The organism is Epilithonimonas arachidiradicis (genome assembly GCF_003610695.1).
Taxonomy (GTDB): Bacteria; Bacteroidota; Bacteroidia; order Flavobacteriales; family Weeksellaceae; genus Epilithonimonas; species Epilithonimonas arachidiradicis.
On sequence record NZ_RAQH01000001.1, the window covers coordinates 534,060 to 552,637 of the forward strand.

The 18,578-nt window shown below is 36.5% G+C and carries 19 protein-coding genes; 7 read left to right on the forward strand and 12 right to left on the reverse strand.

Annotated elements, in window-relative coordinates; genetic code table 11:
• Nucleotides 1-31 precede the first annotated feature (31 nt).
• The 3 genes from BXY58_RS02535 (at nucleotide 32) to BXY58_RS02545 (ending at nucleotide 2,580) form a co-directional block, all read left to right on the forward strand.
• Nucleotides 32-1,870 carry an ABC transporter ATP-binding protein gene (locus BXY58_RS02535; protein WP_120212227.1) on the forward strand — a complete coding sequence of 613 codons (1,839 nt, stop codon included), beginning with the start codon at nucleotides 32-34 and terminating at the stop codon, nucleotides 1,868-1,870.
• Nucleotides 1,870-2,214, forward strand: coding sequence for a DUF1801 domain-containing protein (locus BXY58_RS02540; protein ID WP_120212228.1), 345 nt, complete (start codon nucleotides 1,870-1,872; stop codon nucleotides 2,212-2,214). The genes BXY58_RS02535 and BXY58_RS02540 overlap by 1 nt, the downstream gene beginning before the upstream one ends.
• 78 nt (nucleotides 2,215-2,292) lie before the next feature.
• Nucleotides 2,293-2,580, forward strand: coding sequence for a hypothetical protein (locus tag BXY58_RS02545; RefSeq protein ID WP_147366788.1), 288 nt, complete (start codon nucleotides 2,293-2,295; stop codon nucleotides 2,578-2,580).
• A gap of 3 nt (nucleotides 2,581-2,583) precedes the next feature.
• Here the strand turns inward: BXY58_RS02545 and BXY58_RS02550 are convergent, their stop codons facing one another.
• The 6 genes from BXY58_RS02550 to BXY58_RS02575 all read right to left on the reverse strand — a co-directional run bounded on the left by BXY58_RS02550 (nucleotide 2,584) and on the right by BXY58_RS02575 (nucleotide 7,654).
• Nucleotides 2,584-2,931, reverse strand: coding sequence for a tRNA-binding protein (locus BXY58_RS02550; protein WP_120212230.1), 348 nt, complete (start codon nucleotides 2,929-2,931; stop codon nucleotides 2,584-2,586).
• 9 nt (nucleotides 2,932-2,940) lie between these two features.
• Nucleotides 2,941-3,453, reverse strand: a complete 513-nt coding sequence (locus BXY58_RS02555; RefSeq protein WP_120212523.1) for a hypothetical protein — start codon at nucleotides 3,451-3,453, stop codon at nucleotides 2,941-2,943.
• A 212-nt stretch (nucleotides 3,454-3,665) separates the two neighbouring features.
• The gene (gene sufD, locus BXY58_RS02560) at nucleotides 3,666-4,973 is read right to left on the reverse strand and encodes a Fe-S cluster assembly protein SufD (protein ID WP_120212524.1); all 1,308 of its coding nucleotides are present in this window, start codon (nucleotides 4,971-4,973) and stop codon (nucleotides 3,666-3,668) included.
• A gap of 117 nt (nucleotides 4,974-5,090) precedes the next feature.
• Nucleotides 5,091-5,837: a Fe-S cluster assembly ATPase SufC gene (gene sufC, locus BXY58_RS02565; protein ID WP_120212231.1), complete on the reverse strand. Its 747-nt coding sequence runs from the start codon at nucleotides 5,835-5,837 to the stop codon at nucleotides 5,091-5,093.
• Nucleotides 5,838-5,872: 35 nt separating this feature from the next.
• Nucleotides 5,873-7,321, reverse strand: a complete 1,449-nt coding sequence (sufB, locus tag BXY58_RS02570) for a Fe-S cluster assembly protein SufB (RefSeq protein ID WP_120212232.1) — start codon at nucleotides 7,319-7,321, stop codon at nucleotides 5,873-5,875.
• A gap of 3 nt (nucleotides 7,322-7,324) precedes the next feature.
• Entirely contained in the window at nucleotides 7,325-7,654 is a 330-nt protein-coding gene (locus BXY58_RS02575; protein WP_120212233.1) for a HesB/IscA family protein, read from the reverse strand.
• A gap of 224 nt (nucleotides 7,655-7,878) precedes the next feature.
• Here BXY58_RS02575 and BXY58_RS02580 point away from each other — a divergent pair, with 224 nt between their 5' ends.
• Both BXY58_RS02580 and BXY58_RS02585 read left to right on the forward strand, forming a co-directional pair.
• Nucleotides 7,879-8,841 (forward strand): GLPGLI family protein, encoded by a 963-nt coding sequence (locus tag BXY58_RS02580; RefSeq protein ID WP_120212234.1) that lies wholly within the window; start codon nucleotides 7,879-7,881, stop codon nucleotides 8,839-8,841.
• Nucleotides 8,842-8,844: 3 nt separating this feature from the next.
• Nucleotides 8,845-9,663 carry a GLPGLI family protein gene (locus tag BXY58_RS02585; protein ID WP_120212235.1) on the forward strand — a complete coding sequence of 273 codons (819 nt, stop codon included), beginning with the start codon at nucleotides 8,845-8,847 and terminating at the stop codon, nucleotides 9,661-9,663.
• Nucleotides 9,664-9,691: 28 nt separating this feature from the next.
• Here BXY58_RS02585 and BXY58_RS02590 read toward each other — a convergent pair whose 3' ends face one another.
• The 6 genes from BXY58_RS02590 to BXY58_RS02615 all read right to left on the reverse strand — a co-directional run bounded on the left by BXY58_RS02590 (nucleotide 9,692) and on the right by BXY58_RS02615 (nucleotide 16,626).
• Nucleotides 9,692-11,458, reverse strand: coding sequence for a hypothetical protein (locus BXY58_RS02590; protein ID WP_120212236.1), 1,767 nt, complete (start codon nucleotides 11,456-11,458; stop codon nucleotides 9,692-9,694).
• Between the two features lie 3 nt (nucleotides 11,459-11,461).
• A complete protein-coding gene (gene lptE / locus BXY58_RS02595) occupies nucleotides 11,462-12,013 on the reverse strand; it encodes an LPS assembly lipoprotein LptE (protein ID WP_120212237.1) in 552 nt (183 codons plus the stop codon).
• A gap of 14 nt (nucleotides 12,014-12,027) precedes the next feature.
• Nucleotides 12,028-13,314 carry a sigma-54 interaction domain-containing protein gene (locus BXY58_RS02600; protein ID WP_120212238.1) on the reverse strand — a complete coding sequence of 429 codons (1,287 nt, stop codon included), beginning with the start codon at nucleotides 13,312-13,314 and terminating at the stop codon, nucleotides 12,028-12,030.
• 53 nt (nucleotides 13,315-13,367) lie between these two features.
• A complete protein-coding gene (gene miaB / locus BXY58_RS02605; RefSeq protein ID WP_120212239.1) occupies nucleotides 13,368-14,801 on the reverse strand; it encodes a tRNA (N6-isopentenyl adenosine(37)-C2)-methylthiotransferase MiaB in 1,434 nt (477 codons plus the stop codon).
• Nucleotides 14,802-14,920: 119 nt separating this feature from the next.
• Nucleotides 14,921-15,661, reverse strand: coding sequence for an energy transducer TonB (locus BXY58_RS02610; protein WP_147366789.1), 741 nt, complete (start codon nucleotides 15,659-15,661; stop codon nucleotides 14,921-14,923).
• A gap of 212 nt (nucleotides 15,662-15,873) precedes the next feature.
• Entirely contained in the window at nucleotides 15,874-16,626 is a 753-nt protein-coding gene (locus BXY58_RS02615; RefSeq protein WP_120212241.1) for an RDD family protein, read from the reverse strand.
• A gap of 20 nt (nucleotides 16,627-16,646) precedes the next feature.
• On the opposite strand from BXY58_RS02615, the gene BXY58_RS02620 reads away from it, so the two are divergent.
• Complete coding sequence (locus BXY58_RS02620; RefSeq protein WP_120212242.1) at nucleotides 16,647-17,636, forward strand: stage II sporulation protein M; 990 nt, start codon at nucleotides 16,647-16,649, stop codon at nucleotides 17,634-17,636.
• Entirely contained in the window at nucleotides 17,605-18,576 is a 972-nt protein-coding gene (locus BXY58_RS02625) for an EI24 domain-containing protein (protein WP_120212243.1), read from the forward strand. Before BXY58_RS02620 ends, BXY58_RS02625 begins: the two co-directional genes overlap by 32 nt.
• Nucleotides 18,577-18,578 lie beyond the last annotated feature (2 nt).

Below are 18,578 nucleotides of genomic sequence, written 5' to 3' on the forward strand. Positions count from 1 at the left end.
TTTCCGTATTTTTGCCTTTCAATTTTTTTTAATGAAGCCATACCAACGAATTTTAGGGTTTGCAAAACCACATCAGAAATACCTTTGGGGAAGTATGTTTTTCAACATTCTTTATTCGCTTTTGCAAATCTTTTCTATTGGAACTTTGCTCCCGATTTTGAGCATAATGTTCGGCACAGTAGATGCCATCGATACGACTAAAGCACCGGTTTGGAATGGTAGAATGGGGGATTATTTCGCTTATGTCAAAGATTGGGCTTATTATACAATTCAGGTTAATATTGATGAACACGGCGGAATCAAAGTTTTAGCGATTCTTTGTTGTATCACAGCCATTGCCTTTTTATTGAGGAATATTTTCCGTTACATCGGTTCGTATTTATTGGTTAACTACAGGGTTGGGATTACGAGAGATTTGAGAACAGCGATGTACGATAAGTTTCTGAAATTACCAGTTTCATTCTTTACAGAACAACGAAAAGGCGATATGATGTCCAGGATTTCCAACGATATCGGCGGCGTAGAAGGCGGTATCATGGGTTCTTTGGTGGATATTGTGAACTCGCCGTTTATGATTATTTCCTCATTAACAGCGTTATTTCTCCTTTCTCCAAAGTTGACATTATTCTCTTTAATCGTTTTTCCAATTATGGGTTGGATTATCTCGTGGGTTGGGAAAAGCTTAAAAAAACAAGCCAAGAATGCACAAGAAGAATTAGGAAATCTTTTCTCTTTGGTAGATGAAACTTTGAAATCGTCAAAAGTCATTAAGATTTTTAACGCCGATAAAATCCTGAAAAACCGTTTTAACAAAACGACAAACCAATGGCAGCATCACGCTATTGCAATGAGTAGAAGACGGGAACTGGCTTCGCCGATGAGCGAGTTTTTGGGTTCTGTGACGATGTTACTAATCACTTGGTACGCGGGCACAGAAATCATTAATGGAACCAATCGTGATCCTGCAACTTTCCTTGCCTTCATTGCAGTTTTTTTCCAGATTCTGGACCCGGCCAAACGTTTGTCGAATGCCGTTTCTAATATTCAAGGCGGAATGGCGAGTCTGGAAAGAGTTTCCGAAGTTTTGGATTACGACTTGAAAGTGGATGAAGTTCCGAATCCAACACCAATTTCTGAGTTAAAAGATAAAATTGAATTCAAAAATATTGGTTTCTATTACGAAAAATCAAACCTAATTCTGAAGAATTTCTCCATCGATTTACCGAAGGGAAAAACGGTTGCTTTGGTTGGACAATCGGGAAGTGGAAAAACGACGATTGCCAATCTGCTGGCAAGATTCTATGACGTTTCCGAGGGCGAAATCCTAATTGACGGACATAATATCAAAAATCTTAAACTAACAGACTATCGTAAACTTCTGGGAATGGTAACTCAGGAATCTGTGTTGTTCAACGATTCGGTGTACAATAATATCCTGATGGGTAATCCAAATGCTACCGAAGAGGAGATCATAGAAGCGGCTAAGATTGCCAATGCTCACGATTTTATCTCACAACTTCCGGAAGGTTATCATACCAATATCGGTGATGATGGAAACAAGCTTTCTGGTGGGCAGAAACAGCGTGTCTCTATTGCGAGAGCGGTTCTTAAAAATCCGCCAATTATGATTCTCGACGAGGCAACTTCTGCATTAGACACAGAATCCGAAAGATATGTTCAGGATGCACTGGAAAAAATGATGCAAAATAGAACGTCTTTGGTTATTGCGCACAGATTATCGACGATTCAGAAGGCTGATCATATTGTTGTGATGGAAAAAGGTGACATTATCGAACAAGGCTCTCATCAGGAATTGATGGACAAAGATGGAACTTACAAAAAGTTGGTTGAGCTTCAGAATTTTGATTAATGAATCCAATTCAGGAATATTTTTATCGGATAGATGAACCTGCGAGAAGTGCACTTTTGTTTATCCGAGAGAAGATTTTAAATTCTGATGCATTGATAACCGAAACGTTCAGTTTTGGACTTCCTTTCTTGAAATATAAAAAGAAAATGCTCTGCTATTTCTATTACAGCAAACAACATCAAAAGCATTATCTCAGTTTTTACCACGGTGATAGAGTTGATTATCCAGAATTATTATCTGAAGGCAGAAAAAAGTTTAAAATCTTACTTCTGGATATGGATGAAGACTTACCAATGGAATTGATTTTCAATATTCTTGATGAAGTGAAAACTTATATCAAATAAAATTAGAATAAAATTATGTTTTCATTATTCAGAAAAAATAAACCGTTCAAAATAGAAAACTTTGCATTAAAGTTGTCATTGGAATGGGGTAAGAATTTTGGAAAAGGTATATCAGAAAGATTAATAAAAAAGTTTCCCGAACTAAATATTTCGGAAATAGAATATTATAAAACTTTGTGTGATAATGTCCAAAATGATTGTTCAAACTCAATTGATTTTCAAGGGAAAGAAATTACAGTTAATGAATTAGATAATCTTCTGAAAGAAAAAGTGTTCAAAAAATATAATTGGATTAATAAAAGCAATCAAAGAAAACTTTATTCCTTATACACTTATATTTTATGGAAAGAAGGATTAATTAAATAAGTATTACCCAACTTCCAATCCATTTTTCACAGGCAAACTCGGACTCAATAAAGTCACTTCACTTTTATTTTCTCCATAAACACCAAGAACCAGACATTCGCTGAAAAAATTGGCGATTTGTTTCTTTGGGAAATTCACAACTGCGAGAATCTGTTTTCCTATCAAATCCTCTTTTTGATACAAAGCTGTGATTTGAGCTGAAGATTTTTTGATTCCCAAATCTCCAAAATCTATTTCCAATTGATAGGAAGGATTTCTGGCTTTTTCAAAATCATTGACGGAAATAATGGTTCCGACTCTGATGTCGATTTTCTCAAAATCACTCCAGGCTATTTCAGGTTTTGTCATTATTGATTGGTTTTATTTTTTAATGTCTTGCAAAAGCTTTTCAACTTCACGTTTTTGCTCCAAATATTTTAATTGCAATTCACTCCCTTCGCCTATTCTTCCGTAATAAATCAACGCTTTTTCACCAAAGAAGTTTTTATAATAATCGGAAAGTTCTGGAATCTGTGGAAAATTGGTGTGAAATAACATTTCGTAGTATGCTTGCCATTCACGTTCATTTTTGTCCATAATCATCATTTTTGGCGATTTCTGGCGGACGTGTAGCATCTCGTGAGCGAGCATATTGAGAACCAAAGTCAAATCAAAATCGAAAAGATTTCTTGGAATCAAAACTTCCTGCATTTCCCCGATTTCGCCATTGGCAGTTAACAGAATTGAGTTTTTTTCTAATTCCTCTCGAAAACCAAATCCTAAAAAATTCTCGTCATCCAAATCAAATTCGTGAATGAGGAATCTTGCGGCGTCCAGGATTTCGCCGGTTTCTTTGTAAGCGTTGAGGTTGAATTGTAATTGTTCGTAGTTCATTTGTGCTAAAATTAAATTTGTTCTGAGAAGATTCAAATTTACAATTTAACGACAAATATTTCAAAAGAAGTTGTATCTGCGGCCGTGATAGTAACGGTTACCCCACAGCGAGGCGGCGGAACGCAGTGGAGCCGCCGAGTGAGGAGTAGGAGTGGATAGCGCGAAATGTCCGCCCATGAAAAATCGCACCTGAGAGATGCGATTTGATATATTTAAAATTCCATTTGGACTTCCAGTTTTTCTGCCAGAAGTTTGGAAACTTTTACTTTGAGTGGCTCAATGTCAATATTCTGCATCGCATCGTTGGCGAAAGCATAAAGCAATAATGCTCTTGCTTCTTTCTTGGAAATTCCACGAGCTCTAAGGTAGAACATCGCATCTTCGTTCAACTGACCAACGGTACAGCCGTGTGAACATTTGACATCATCTGCGAAAATCTCTAGCTGAGGTTTTGTATCGATAGTTGCGCCTTCGTCCAGCAAAATGTTGTTGTTCTGCTGATAAGCATTGGTTTTCTGAGCAATCTTGTTCACAAACACTTTTCCGTTGAAAACACCGTGCGATTTGTCCTTGAAAATTCCTTTGTAATTCTGGTAAGATTCGCAGTTTGGCGTATTGTGATGAACAGCGGTGTGGTGGTCTACCAATTGGTCTTTCCCAATAATCGTGATACCGTTCATAAAGGAATTGATATTTTCTCCGTTGTGGATGAAATCCAGATTGTTACGAACCAATTTCCCTCCGAAAGAGAACGTGTTCACAGTCGTTAAGCTGTCTCTTTCCTGTTTCGCAAATGTGTGGTCTACAAGGTAAGAAGTATCACTGTCGTTCTGTAATTTGTGCCAGTCTGCTTTTGCATTTTGGTATGTGAAAATCTCCGTCACAGAGTTGGTGAAAACAAAAGACTCATCAAAATTATGATGACTTTCAATCACTTCTACTTTGGCGCCAGCTTCTACAATCAGAAGGTTTCTTGTATTGTAGAATGTATTTTCTTCCTGACTGTCAGAGATATAAAAAACGTGAATCGGTTTTTCGATGACGATGTTTTTTGGAACTTTCAGGAAAAATCCTTCATTGAAGTAAGCCAGATTCAAGTTTGTGAATGCTAATTCTTTGCTCGCAATCGTATTGAAATATTGGTTGAAAGTTTCTTTTTTTGCTGAATCATTGAGAGCTTCGTTCAATGTCAAAAATTCTGCATTTTCAATAGAAATATTAGAATATTCTTTGTGAAGTTTTCCGTTGATGAAGACAATCCAGTCAAAATGTTCTTCTCCCAAATGCAATTCGTCCAATTGCTCTTTGGTAATGTGATGCGCTTCTGAAGGGAAAAAATTGTAATCTTTCTCCGTGATTTCCTTCAGATTCGTGTATTTGTATTCTTCATCTTTTTTGGTCGGAAAACCTTTTGCTTCAAATTTCTGAAGAGCGTTTTTTCTTTCTTCATTCAAAAAAGTATGACGAAGCGATTCCAAAAAATCTGAATGTTGATTTGTTGTTTGTTCAAATAAAGCCATTGTAATGGTTTGATTTTGCATCGGTTGAGTGGTTTTTGTCATTCCGAAGAACGAGGAATCTAGATTCTTCATTCCGTTGCACTGCATTCAGAATGACAATTATATTTAATATTCAAATTAGTTCAAAAGCCAATCGTAACCTTTTTCTTCCAATTCAAGTGCTAAAGATTTATCTCCTGTTTTTATGATTTTTCCATCCGCCAAAACGTGAACGAAATCCGGCTGAATGTAGTTTAAAAGCCTTTGATAATGCGTGATTAACAAAACGGCGTTGCCTTCGCTTCTGAATTTGTTAACGCCATCAGCAACGATTCTCAAAGCATCGATATCCAATCCTGAATCGGTTTCGTCAAGAATTGCTAATTTCGGGTTTAGCATCATCATTTGGAAAATCTCGTTTCTTTTCTTTTCACCTCCGGAAAAACCTTCGTTCAAAGAACGGGAAAGGAAATCTTTTCTGATGCCTAATTTCTCAGAGTTTTCACGAATCAATCCCAACATTTCTTTAGCGCCCATTTCTTCCAAGCCGTTTGCTTTTCTTGTCTCATTAAGAGCAGCTTTGATGAAATTGGTAACGGTAACTCCAGGGATTTCCACTGGATATTGAAAAGAAAGGAAAATGCCTTTGTGTGCTCTTTCCTCAGGCGCGTCTTCGCCGATTTTTTCTCCTTCGAAAATAATTTCGCCATCCGTTACTTCATAATCTTCCTTTCCTGCAATCACAGAGGAAAGAGTCGATTTTCCAGCTCCGTTCGGTCCCATAATAGCGTGAACTTCGCCTGGTTTTATTTCAAGATTGATTCCTTTTAAAATTTCTTTGTCGCCGTCTTCAATTTTGGCGTGTAAGTTTTTGATTTGTAACATTATATATGTTTAATATCTTATGTTTAATTTAAATTTTACCCAACTGAACCTTCCAACGAAATCTCCAACAACTTCTGAGCTTCAATGGCAAATTCCATAGGAAGCTTATTCAAAACTTCTTTACTGAATCCATTCACAATTAGAGCAATTGCTCTCTCTGTATCAATTCCTCTTTGGTTACAGTAGAAAATCTGGTCTTCCCCGATTTTCGAAGTCGTTGCTTCGTGTTCTAACTGTGCAGTCGGGTCTTTGATTTCGATGTAAGGGAAAGTGTGTGCACCACATTCGTTACCCATCAACAAAGAGTCGCACTGAGAAAAGTTTCTCGCTCCTTTTGCAGTCGGCATTACTTTTACCAAACCTCGATAAGAGTTATTGGACTTACCCGCAGAGATACCTTTGGAAATAATGGTTGATTTGGTATTCTTCCCGATGTGAATCATCTTCGTCCCTGTATCTGCATATTGGTGCATATTGGTAACGGCAATTGAATAAAATTCTCCAACCGAGTTGTCTCCTTTCAAAATACAGCTAGGATATTTCCAAGTTACAGCAGAACCTGTTTCAACCTGAGTCCAGGAAATTTTTGCATTTCTCTCACAAAGTCCTCTTTTCGTTACGAAATTGAAAACGCCGCCTTTACCTTCTTCGTCACCAGGATACCAGTTCTGAACGGTAGAATATTTGATTTCCGCATTATCCAAGGCAATCAATTCAACAACCGCAGCGTGAAGCTGATTCTCATCTCTCGATGGTGCTGTACAACCTTCAAGATAAGATACATAACTTCCTTCGTCTGCAATGACCAAAGTTCTTTCGAACTGACCAGTTCCTGATTGATTGATACGGAAATAAGTTGACAGTTCCATTGGACATCTTACACCTTTTGGAATGTAGCAGAAACTTCCGTCAGAGAAAACTGCGGAGTTCAGAGCGGCGTAGAAATTATCGCCTCTTGGAACGACTTTTCCAATATATTGTTTTACCAATTCCGGATGTTCTTTGATCGCTTCGGAAATAGAGCAAAAGATAATACCTTTCTCCTTTAGGGTTTCCTGAAACGTTGTTTTTACAGACACTGAATCTACAACAATATCAACCGCAACATTCGCTAATCTTTTTTGTTCCTCGATATTGATTCCCAATTTTGCGAAAGTTTTCAGTAATTCCGGATCCACTTCATCAAGACTTGCCAATTCTGGTTTTGCCTTTGGCGCAGCATAATATCGGATAGCTTGGAAATCAGGTTTTTGATATTTGATGTTGGCCCAATTCGGCTCTTCCATTTTTTGCCAGATTCGAAAAGATTCCAGACGCCAGTGGGTCATCCATTCCGGTTCTTCTTTTTTGGCAGAAATCGCACGGATGATATCTTCATTCAGACCTATCGGGAAATCTTCATATTCGATATCTGTTTCAAATCCGAATTCATACTTTTGATTTTCGAGATCGACTCTCAGGTCGTCTTCGGTGTATTTAGACATATTTTATAAACTAAAAGATTCTCCACAGCCGCAAGTTCTTGCCGCATTCGGATTATTAAAAACAAAACCTTTCCCGTTCAATCCTCCGGAATATTCCAGCGTGGTTCCTGCAAGATAAAGGATTGACTTTTTGTCAACAACGATCTTTACACCATTGTCTTCAAAAATCTGGTCGGTTTCGCCTTTTACATTATCAAACTTCAGAACGTATTCCAGCCCGGAACAACCGCCGCTTTTTACGCCCACTCTTATATAGTCAGTCTCAGGGTTGAAGCCTTCTTCAGTCATCAACTGAGCTGCTTTGGATTTTGCCTGATCGCTTACTTGTATCATTGTTTTTATTTAGACTGATTTTAGTCTACAAAAGTACGAACTAATTTTCGCAATCTCAAATCGACGGCATCTATTTTAACGATTTTTAAATAGACTTTATCATTTCGTTTTATAATGAATTACAGTTTGTTAATGTTAAATCGTTGTCAAAAAAGAAACAATTATTAATTCTGATTGTTCTTATAATTAACTTTGCTGAGATTTGTTAATCAAACCATTAGTTTATGAAGAAGATTTTTATTTTGATGATGCTGTTTTCCTTTTTGGGAAAAATGATGAGTCAGACCGAAAGATATGTTTATCGTACGGAAGTGAATCCGGATACGATCAATCTTGTCGATATGAAGGTTGAAACCACTTTTCTTGATGTGAGAAATAATCGATCATTATTCATTAGTGAAAGCAAATTGTTGCGGGATTCTTTGAAAACAGTTTTGAGGCAGCAGGAAAAGCCGGAAATCAAAAAATCAAAAAAAAATAAACCGGAATTTCCAAAACTAGCAAATGGAAAATCAATTCAGCCGACTTTTTTTGAATACTTTATTACAAAAGATTACGCTGATAAAACGATAAATTTTGTTGAAAATATTGGTTCTAAGCAGGTGTATTATCAGGAAGACAGGAAATTGAATTGGAATATTTCTCCGCAAACCTCGGATTATAATGGTTACAAAGTTCAGAAGGCAACGATCAATTTTGGAGGAAGAATCTGGACAGCTTGGTTTGCGCCGGAAATCAAAATCTCTGACGGACCTTACAAATTATCAGGATTGCCAGGCCTTATTTTGAAATTGGAAGATGATAAAGGCGATTACAAATTTAATTTCGTCAAAAAATTATCAATTCCAAATTCTTTTTCTGAAGATATAAAACCGGATGCGAGAAAATCGACAAGAATTAATTTCCAAGGTGATAAAGCTTCTGTAAAAATGGAAATGGCAAAGAATAAAGATGCTGAAATTGATTTGGATAATTTCAGTCCGGGCGGTGGAAGAGGGATGCATCAAAGAAATGGAATGAACGGCAGATTCGGCGGTCAACCGGGACAAGGAATGAATGGCGGAATGCCGAATGGAGAAATGGGAACTCCCGATGTGCAAATGGGAAGTACACCAAGAAGTTCTACAGGAAATGGTAATATGATGAGTTTTGGAAATACAAACCCAATAGAATTAAGTAATAAATAAGATATGAAATTATTAAAAATACTAAGTGTTTTAGCAATGCCAATGCTGATGGCCCAGCAAAGCACACGTTTTGTTTATCAGGTGACATTAACGCCGGATTCTACCAACACAGAAAAGAAAACCGAACAGGCCTATCTGGATACGGACGGGAAAAAATCTTTTTTCTACGCAGAAAATACTTTGAAGAGAGATTCTCTGATGGAAAGAATGAGAGCAACCAAAAATTTTGACAGAACCCAGATGCAGAATTTGCGGAGTAATATGCAATTCACGATTGAAAAGGACCTGACCAATCAAAGTTTGGTCTACAAATCAAGAATCGGAAGAGATCAATATTCTTATAACGAATCGCCTGTTTTTGACTGGAAAATTTTACCGGAAACGGTGAAAATCGGAGATTATCAAACCCAAAAAGCCGAGACTAAATTCGGAGGAAGGACTTGGTATGCCTGGTTTACTCAGGAAGTTCCTTTGCAGGATGGACCGTATAAATTTTCCGGATTACCAGGTCTGATCGTAAAAGTTCAGGATGCAAAAGGCGATTATTCTTTTGACCTGATGCAGACTAAGAAAATTGCTGAAGTTCAGCAGCCACAAACCAGAGGTCAATTTATTAATCTTCCGAAAAATAAGTATGCGGATATGGAGAAAAAATTCCAGAAAGATCCTATGAGCTTTTTTAGCTCTCAGGCTGGTGGCGGTGGAAGAGGTCCGGCTGGCGGTGGGCGTGGACCTTCTTTTGATCCGAAACAGCAGCAGGAAAGACAAAAACAAATGGAAGCAGAAATCAAAAGCAGAAATAATCCAATCGAATTGAAATAAAAAAAGTCCCAAATTTGGGACTTTTGTTTTAAGATTTTCTAATTTCTTTAATCTCTTCAATTTTTTCTTCGAAATAATTTTTCTTGTCGGGATGTTTCTCAGAAAGTGTTTCGTAAGCTTTTATGGCTTTGGAATACAGCTTCTGTTCTGTATATAACTTCGCCAAAGTCTCTGTCATCAGGTGAGAAATATCGTCTTTTTTCTCTTTTACAACATAGTTGCTTTCTTCTTTTAACTGAGAGATCTTAGGATTATTCTCGATGAAATTATCAATGATTTTTTCTTTTACTTTTGAAGTGTCTTCAGCAGGTCTTTCGATTTTCAGCCAGCTTTGCCAGGTGTTGATGAAAGTTCCTACATTACTTTCTTTTGATGTGGTTTCTTCGGTTTTTTCCTCAATCGGCGGAGCTTCTTTTTTCTCTTCGATTTTAGAAACTTCGTTTCCAAAAAATGAAACATTGAAAACAGGTCTTTCCGAATCTGTTTCGGCTTTACGTTCTTCAACCGGTTTTATTTCTTCTTCAACAATTGGCTTTGATGCAATTTGAGGCTTTATCTCAATTGATGCAGTAACTTCGGTCTTTTCTATAATTTTCGGGATTTCTCTTTCTTCTGTTTTTCCGATTAAAGCATCCGGAATATTATTGGAAAATTGCATCGGTTTCCATTCAGAAACAGGTTCTTCAATTGTTTCCTCAATTTTAACTTCTGGAGTTTGAGAAATTATTTCCGGTTCAGGTTGTTCTGTTTCTTCAATTTTAGCTTCTTCTGTCTCAAAAGTTGGTGTGTTTTCGAAACTGATTTCCTGAGTTTTTTCTAAAATTTCGGACTCAATGTTTTGATTTTTATTTGCTTCGATTTCAAAAGCCTGAGTGTTTTCAAAACTGATTCCATTAGCATCATCAATTTCTAATTCTTTTTCCGGAATTTTATCAACGAAAACTTCCTTATTTTCAGATTCAGAATTGATTTTTACTTCAAACGGTTTCTCTTCTTTTTTCTCTTTTTTAGGAGGATTGAGATAATCCAAATGGTTTTTTGGGACCGAGAATTTGACATCTGGAAGAAAATCCTGAATGCCGCCAAAACTGATATCGTTAGAAGTTTCCAACTCAGCTTCCTCAACAGATTGTTCTGTTTTGATTTCTTCAACAATTGGTTCTTCTTGTACAGCAATTGATTCTTCGGATCTGTTTTCATCAACTTCGATCTGAGCGTTGATGTCCTTAATTTCTTCCTTAAGAATTAATTGACCAGATTCCTTGCTCGCATCAAGATCGACTTCTGGTGCTTTTTCTTCCAGAAAATTTTCTTCACCTTCATACAGAAGACGATTCTTTTCGCCGTCAACTACTACAAATTCCGGACTCTGATTCTTTTCTTCAACTTCGATGATTTTCTCAACATCGAACTTGTTCAGAACTGGCTTTTCTTCATTTTCAATTTCAGCAATTAATTCAGGTTCCGCGGGTTTTATCTCTTCCGGGATCGTATTATTAACTGTTGGAGTTTCAGTGCTTTCTTCTGGACTAATCTGAGGTAGAATTTCCTCTTTTTTCGAATTCTTTTCCGAATTAATGAAGTGATAAAGTATTTTTTTATCAGTTGTGTAAGCGGCGGTTTTAGAAAGATTTTCTTTATAATTTTCTGATTGATAAAGATTGATTCCATAGAGGTAAAGTGCTCTTATACTTTGTGCATAAGGCATTTTTGCCGATTCCGATTCCAAAATCCGCAGGTCATTTTCGGTAATTATTTTCGGATTTTTGATTAATTCTAAAACTCTTGTATTCATATTTTACCAGTTGGCTACAATATCATTGAAAATCTTGTTGATGATTCTTTCATTCACGATTTTCACTTGCGCAGTTTCTATTGTATTAAGGTCTAGATCACTATTGAAAACAGCTTCGTCACTATAAGTTCGGTCAAAGTTCAAAGTCGGATCTTTAATATTCTCGTAATGAACTTTTATCGTAATGGTCAGCTTATTTTGCTGTGCCTGGATGATGTTTCCTGTTGTCGTGGTTGTGGAAGCTCCAACACTCGTAGGTGTAATGTTGTAATCCGTAATTTCTCCTTCGATCAATAGATCCGGATTCTCGACTGCTCCTTTCAAGCCTGATCTTTGTAGAAAACGGTTCTGCAAAGCCACTGTAAAATCCTGACTCAGACTTGGCAGGTTGTTCGCCGCGTTATTCGGAAACGGATTAATCTTTACCGTTTTCATGTCTTCCCGCAAAGAAGAGCCCGAGAAACTATAACAGGAAATCAAAAAAGAGGAAACAAGTAACAGTATACAAGTTTTGAATGCCCTTAATAATAAATTACGATGATATATTGGAATCATTTTTCTGAGTCTTTTTAATCCTCAAGATTATATTGTTTAATTTTTCTGTAAAGTGTTCTTTGCGATATTCCCAACTCATCCGCGGCTCTGTTTCTTCTGCCTTTATGTTTTTCCAAAGCTTTGATAATTAAATCTTTTTCGTTGTTCTGAAGTGACAAGGATTCTGGTTTAGCTTCTTCAATTTCGATATCTTCTACATCATTATAATGATGATCATCGTTGTCCGAAATGATTGTCGGATGATGGACTTCATTCTGGTTATTATTTTCGAAATATAGCAAAGAATTAGGATTAGCAGTTTGAGTTTCTGGTGTGTAGATTCTGTTGATCAGATTTTTTTCCTGAGAACTCAGATCGCTGTTTCCTCTGTTTTTAATCAGTTCCGAAGTTAAGGATTTTAAATCATTAATATCGCTCCTCATATCGAAAAGGATCTTATACATAATCTCTCTTTCCGAACTGAAGTCTGACCCGGAGTTTCCACCGGAATTTTTCTGGACAACAGCAGGTAAGTTGGCATTCATCGGGATATATTCTGCTAATTTCACAGAATTAATTTCACGATTCTGCTCAACAACAGTCATTTGCTCTACCAGATTTCTCAACTGACGAACGTTTCCGGGGAATGAATAATTTTCCAGATAAGAAACCGCATCATCAGTCAGTCTTAGCTCAGGCATTCTGTATTTCTCAGCAAAATCAATCGCAAACTTTCTAAATAACAAATGGATGTCGCCTTTTCTTTCTCGCAAAGCAGGCATATCAATTTGTACCGTGTTTAAACGATAATACAGATCTTCACGAAAACGCCCATCCTGAATGGCTTTCATCATATTAACGTTGGTAGCCGCTACGATTCTTACATTGGTTTTCTGGACCTGGGAAGAACCGACTTTCATAAACTCGCCGCTTTCCAAAACTCTCAAAAGCCGAACCTGAGTCTGTAAAGGCAATTCTCCGACTTCATCAAGGAAAATAGTTCCGCCGTCAGCAACTTCAAAATAACCTTTTCTGGTAGAGGTAGCACCTGTAAACGCTCCTTTTTCGTGACCAAATAACTCGGAGTCAATCGTTCCTTCCGGGATTGCACCACAGTTGACAACAATGTAAGGCTGATGTTTTCTTCTGGATTCTGAATGAATGATTTTCGGGATGAATTCTTTCCCGACACCACTTTCCCCAATTACAAGAACGGAAATATCGGTCGGCGCTACCTGAATAGCTTTTTCCAAAGCACGGTTAAGCGCAGGAAAGTTACCGATGATTCCGAAGCGGTTTTTTATAGATTGTAAGTCTGCCATTGTTTAATTGATGTTTTTGAAATTTGAGTTTAAAAATTCTAGGCTATGAATGATTAAACCGTTTCCCCCAAAAGCGTTCCTTGCGTGTTCCCGTGAACGAAAACGGAAACAATGTCACCAATTTTTTGTCCTTCCAACATATCAAAAACGCAAACAGCATTTTGAGAATTGCGGCCTTTCCATTGGTTTTTATTCTTTTTGGAAACCCCTTCAATTAGTATTTCGTGAACCCTACCGACATAAGAAGCCATTCTTTTTCTGGATAGTTCACCTTGTAAAGCAATGACTTCTGCCAGACGTCTTTGTTTGATATCTGCTGGGATGTCGTCTTCCATTTTTTTGTGAGCAGGCGTTCCCGGTCTTTCGGAATAAGCAAACATATAGCCGTAGTCATATTCCACTTCTCTCATCAATGAAAGCGTATCCTGATGATCTTCTTCCGTTTCTGTACAGAATCCGATGATCATATCTTGTGAAAAAGAAATGTCCGGAACAATTTCCTTAGCTTTTTTAATCAGGTCCAGATATTCCTGGCGCGTGTGCTGACGATTCATTAATTGAAGAATTCTGTCGCTACCGCTTTGAACCGGCAAGTGAACATATTTGCAGATATTCTTGTGTTTTGCCATCACCTCAAAAACATTAATGTTCATATCCTGAGGATTGGAAGTCGAGAATCTGATTCTCATTTCAGGAACGGCATTGGCAACTAAATCAAGCAATTGTGCAAAATCCACAGCTGTTAATTTTTGCATTTCTGAAGCTTTGGCGAAATCCTTTTTCGGACCGCCGCCATACCAAAGATAAGAGTCAACATTCTGGCCTAGAAGAGTAATTTCTTTATAACCGTTATTCCAGAGATCTTTACATTCGTCAATAATAGAATGCGGATCACGGCTTCTTTCACGGCCTCTTGTAAAAGGAACCACGCAAAAAGTACACATATTATCACAACCTCTTGTGATCGTCACAAAAGCCGTAACGCCATTTCCGCCTAAACGAACCGGATTGATGTCAGCATAAGTTTCTTCTTTTGAGAGAATAACGTTGATGGCGTCTCTGCCGTCTTCGGTTTCTTTAAGGAGATTTGGAAGATCTCGGTAAGCATCCGGACCAACAACCAAATCAACCAATTGTTCCTCTTCCAAGAATTTGGTTTTAAGACGTTCAGCCATACAGCCAAGAACACCAACGGTAAGATTTGGTTTTTCTTTTTTAAGATTTTTGAACTGAGACAAACGCATACGAACTGTTTGCTCTGCTTTTTCACGTATGGAACAAGTATTTAGCAAAATCAAATCTGCTTCTTCCTGTTTCAACGTCGTATTATAGCCCTGTTCGTTAAGAATGGATGCAACGATTTCGGAATCGGAGAAGTTCATCTGACAACCATAACTTTCCAAAAACAATTTTTTGCTGTTTTCGGGTTTTTCTGCTATCGCAAAAGCTTCTCCTTGTTTGGTTTCGTCTATATATTTTTCCTGCACTTTTGTAAACTTAATTTTCAGAATAGCTTCTGAGTTGATTTAATTTGCAAAGATACAAAATATTGTGACAGAATGGCAGATCAGTAAATTGAAAAATAAGAAATTAAATAGAACTAATTTTAATATTGTGGATCTGTAACAGCTCTCAAAGTATGTTTAAATCTATAATCAATGGGAATACCATTTATAGTGGCCGGTTTCCATTTTTTGCGAATACTCTTATAGCTGTTGATTATCATTTTATCAAATTCATGTAATCCAGAAGGTTTAGTCAGAATGATATTTTCCATTTTCCCTTCCTTATTAATTATGAATTCTGTCTCAACAGTGAAAATGTCATTCCAGTCAAAACGTCTGAGATCCAGCTTGCTTAAAAGGTCTTTTTGAAATTCACCCAAATGATCTTTTTCTGATAAATTAAAAACAGGAGCTGTAAAAACAGGAGTGTAGCCATTTCTGAAATTTTCAAAAAGATCATCCGGATATATAATGAATCTCGCTATGGCATTTTCTTTTAAGCCATCTACAATTGCTGGATTCCAGTTTTTTTGGTATTGTGCAACTTGTCTTGCTAAGTTATAAGCACATTTATTTTTTTCAACGTATTGTTCATTGACATCCTTTATAAATTTGATACTAGCATCCGAAGTTATGAGTACGCTGAACTGATAGAGTTCATTTTTATTATTGCAAGGCTGAAGATTTTGTTCTGCAATAATATTATGAAAATCGTTGTAATAAGCTTCATAACCACCAATATAGGGAAGCTGGTTTTTAGGAAATTCCGTTAGAACTTTATTTTGAGAAAATAAATTGACGAATGAGAGCATTAATATTAATGTTAGAAGTTTATTTTTCATTGTTTATTCCCGTGGTCTGTGTGGTTAGATGATAAGTTGATTTCGATAATTCGGTCTGGAAATTCCGCCTAGTTGTGCAGTTTCAGTCTGTTCTTTAGTCTGGGAAAAATGAAAGCCGGAACATAAGCAAAAAATGAGAAAAAGATATTTCTTCACGTGATTCAATTTAAGTTGGTTATTACTGCAAATATACTTATTGGATTCAAAATCTACTAAAAATCTTTCCCTGTATAGAAATTGTAATCTTTGATGACAATGCTGATGAATTGTCTTTGGGTAAGCTTGATAGAATCGGGATCTAGTTTGAGGATTTCTACAATTTTAAGAGTTAATCGATTAATTATTTGACGGTCATCTGCCCTGACTGCTTTTTGGAAATTTTCTTTGATGATTCTTACATCATTATCACTTAACAAAATAACCTGTGGGAAAGTCGGGACATAATCTTCTTTCAATTGCTCCAGAATAGTGTGCGAAATATTCACATTGTTTTTAAGGGAAATAACTGCCGTTCCTGTTGCGATATCGCCAAGACGTTGATGATTTTTAGAAATAATCATACTTAAGATGGCAACAATTCCGGAATTGGTATAGATGTCAACTAACCGGAAAATCCATCTCATCAGGTAATCACCAAATCCAGCCTGATAACCATCAATCTTCACCACCTTGATCTTCATTAATTTTTTTCCGACGGTTTGACCTTCCATTATGCTTTCTAAAACTAAAGTATAAATGTGAACCGGTAATGTGATAATAAATATGATGGCGCCGATAGACCATCCATCCATACCATTAACAAAACCTGCGAAATCAAAAAGATTACGAATCAGCCAAAATATAATAAATACATAAAGTCCCTTGATCAGCAAATCAATAAAAAAAGCTAAGATCCTTTCTCCAACACCGGCCAATGTGAAATTAACATTCACATTTTGCGAAGTATTAATGGCAATCTGATTCATATTTTTATTATTTTAGCATTATGAGAGAAGTGGCTTTTATAAAGCAAAATAAAGCAAAATGGTTGGAAATCGAGCAGGTGATCAACGGAAAAATGAAAAAAAATCCGGATGATCTTTCGTCGCTTTACATCAATCTGATTAATGATCTCTCATTCTCACAAACCTATTATCCGAAAAGTAAAACAACGGTTTACCTCAATTTTCTCTCCTCACAGATTTTTCAGAAGATCTATAAAACTAAAAGGATAGAGGAGAACCGGATCAAATACTTTTTTACTACAGAAGTGCCACTGACAGTTTACCAATATAGACGTTATCTGTATTATGCATTTGTTTTCTTTATTTTATTCGTAGGAATTGGTGTTATTTCGTCTGTTTATGATAAGGATTTTGCTACGCTTATATTGGGCGAAGGTTATGTGAATCAGACGTTGGAAAATATCAAAAAAGGAGATCCGACAGCTATCTATGGAACAGGAGCTAACTGGAGCACCTCTCTTATGATTATCATTAATAACCTTGTGGTAGGCACAAAGCTGTATATCTACGGGATTTTCGGAGGAATCGGCACTTTGTATGCATTGATGCAGAACAGCATTATGTTAGGAGCATTTCAGTTTTTTTTCAAAACACAGAATGTTCTATTAGAAAGTGCAAAAGGAATTTGGCTTCACGGTGCGTTCGAGATTTTCGGTATGGTTGTAGAAGCGATGGCCGGACTTGTTTTGGGAGCTTCCATTTTGTTTCCCAGAACTTTATCAAGATCAGAATCTTTTAAACAGGGTTTCAGAAATAGTTTCAAAATCTATCTCAGCACAGTTCCATTTACCATATTTGCAGGGCTTATAGAAGGTTTTGTGACAAGATATGCACAGACAATGCCTTTGATGCTGAACATTATTATCATTTTTGGAACATTATCTGTTATTGCCTTTTATTATTTTATATATCCTTATATTGTATTCAAAAAACTAAACTATGCAGCTGTACCAGGAGAGAAAATTCGGTAATTTGATTAGCGATACTTTTACCTTTTTCAAAGAATATGGTAAAAATTATTTTAAGAACTATTTTGCGCTTAATGGCATTCTGTTGCTGTTGTTTGTCATCATTTTCATATTTGGTTATCGGGAATTCTTTTTACAGTTGATGAACGCTAATGTCAATGGAGACACTTATTTTTTTCAGGCTTATTTCCAGAATAACAGTTTATTATTGATTTTAGGTTTCGCAATTTTTTTTATATTAATTCTTGCGCTTAGCATTATTATGTACGCTTTTCCTGTGCTATATATGAAGCGGGTTGCAGAAACCGGAGATAAAAATGTTAAACCGGATCAAATGCTGTCTGATATCCGAAAGAATGTGGGAAAAATGATCATTTTCTTTTTGGGAATGTTATTTATTGTCACACCTTTGATGCTCATTATGATGGCGATTTCGTCTTTTCTAATGATTATCATTATTGGATTTTTCTTATTGATTTTGCTGATGCCGGCATTTGTCAATATCGTTAATCATACATTGTTCGATTATTTGAGTACAAAAAGAGGTTTTTTCGATTCTCTGAGTTATGCAATGAGAGTCAATTTTGCAGATATGTTTGATTCCCGTAAAGCCAAGTTTTGGAAATATTGGGGATCTACGGTTATCACTTTTGTGATGGTTTATGTAGTTTTGACCATTTTTACGATGATCCCATATATGATAATGATTTTCGGTTTTGCTACAATTCCACAGATGGGAACGCAGCAAGATCCGACGCAGGTTTTTTCCGGAGGATTTGGGATATTTATGTTCCTGATGTATGGGATATCGATACTGGTGACCTTTGTTTTGTATAATGTGATGTATGTTAATGCCGGGCTGCAATATTATGACAGCCGTACAGATCTGCACAGAAATCTGGATCTCAATGAAATTGATACAATAGGACAGGGTGAGATTTAGAT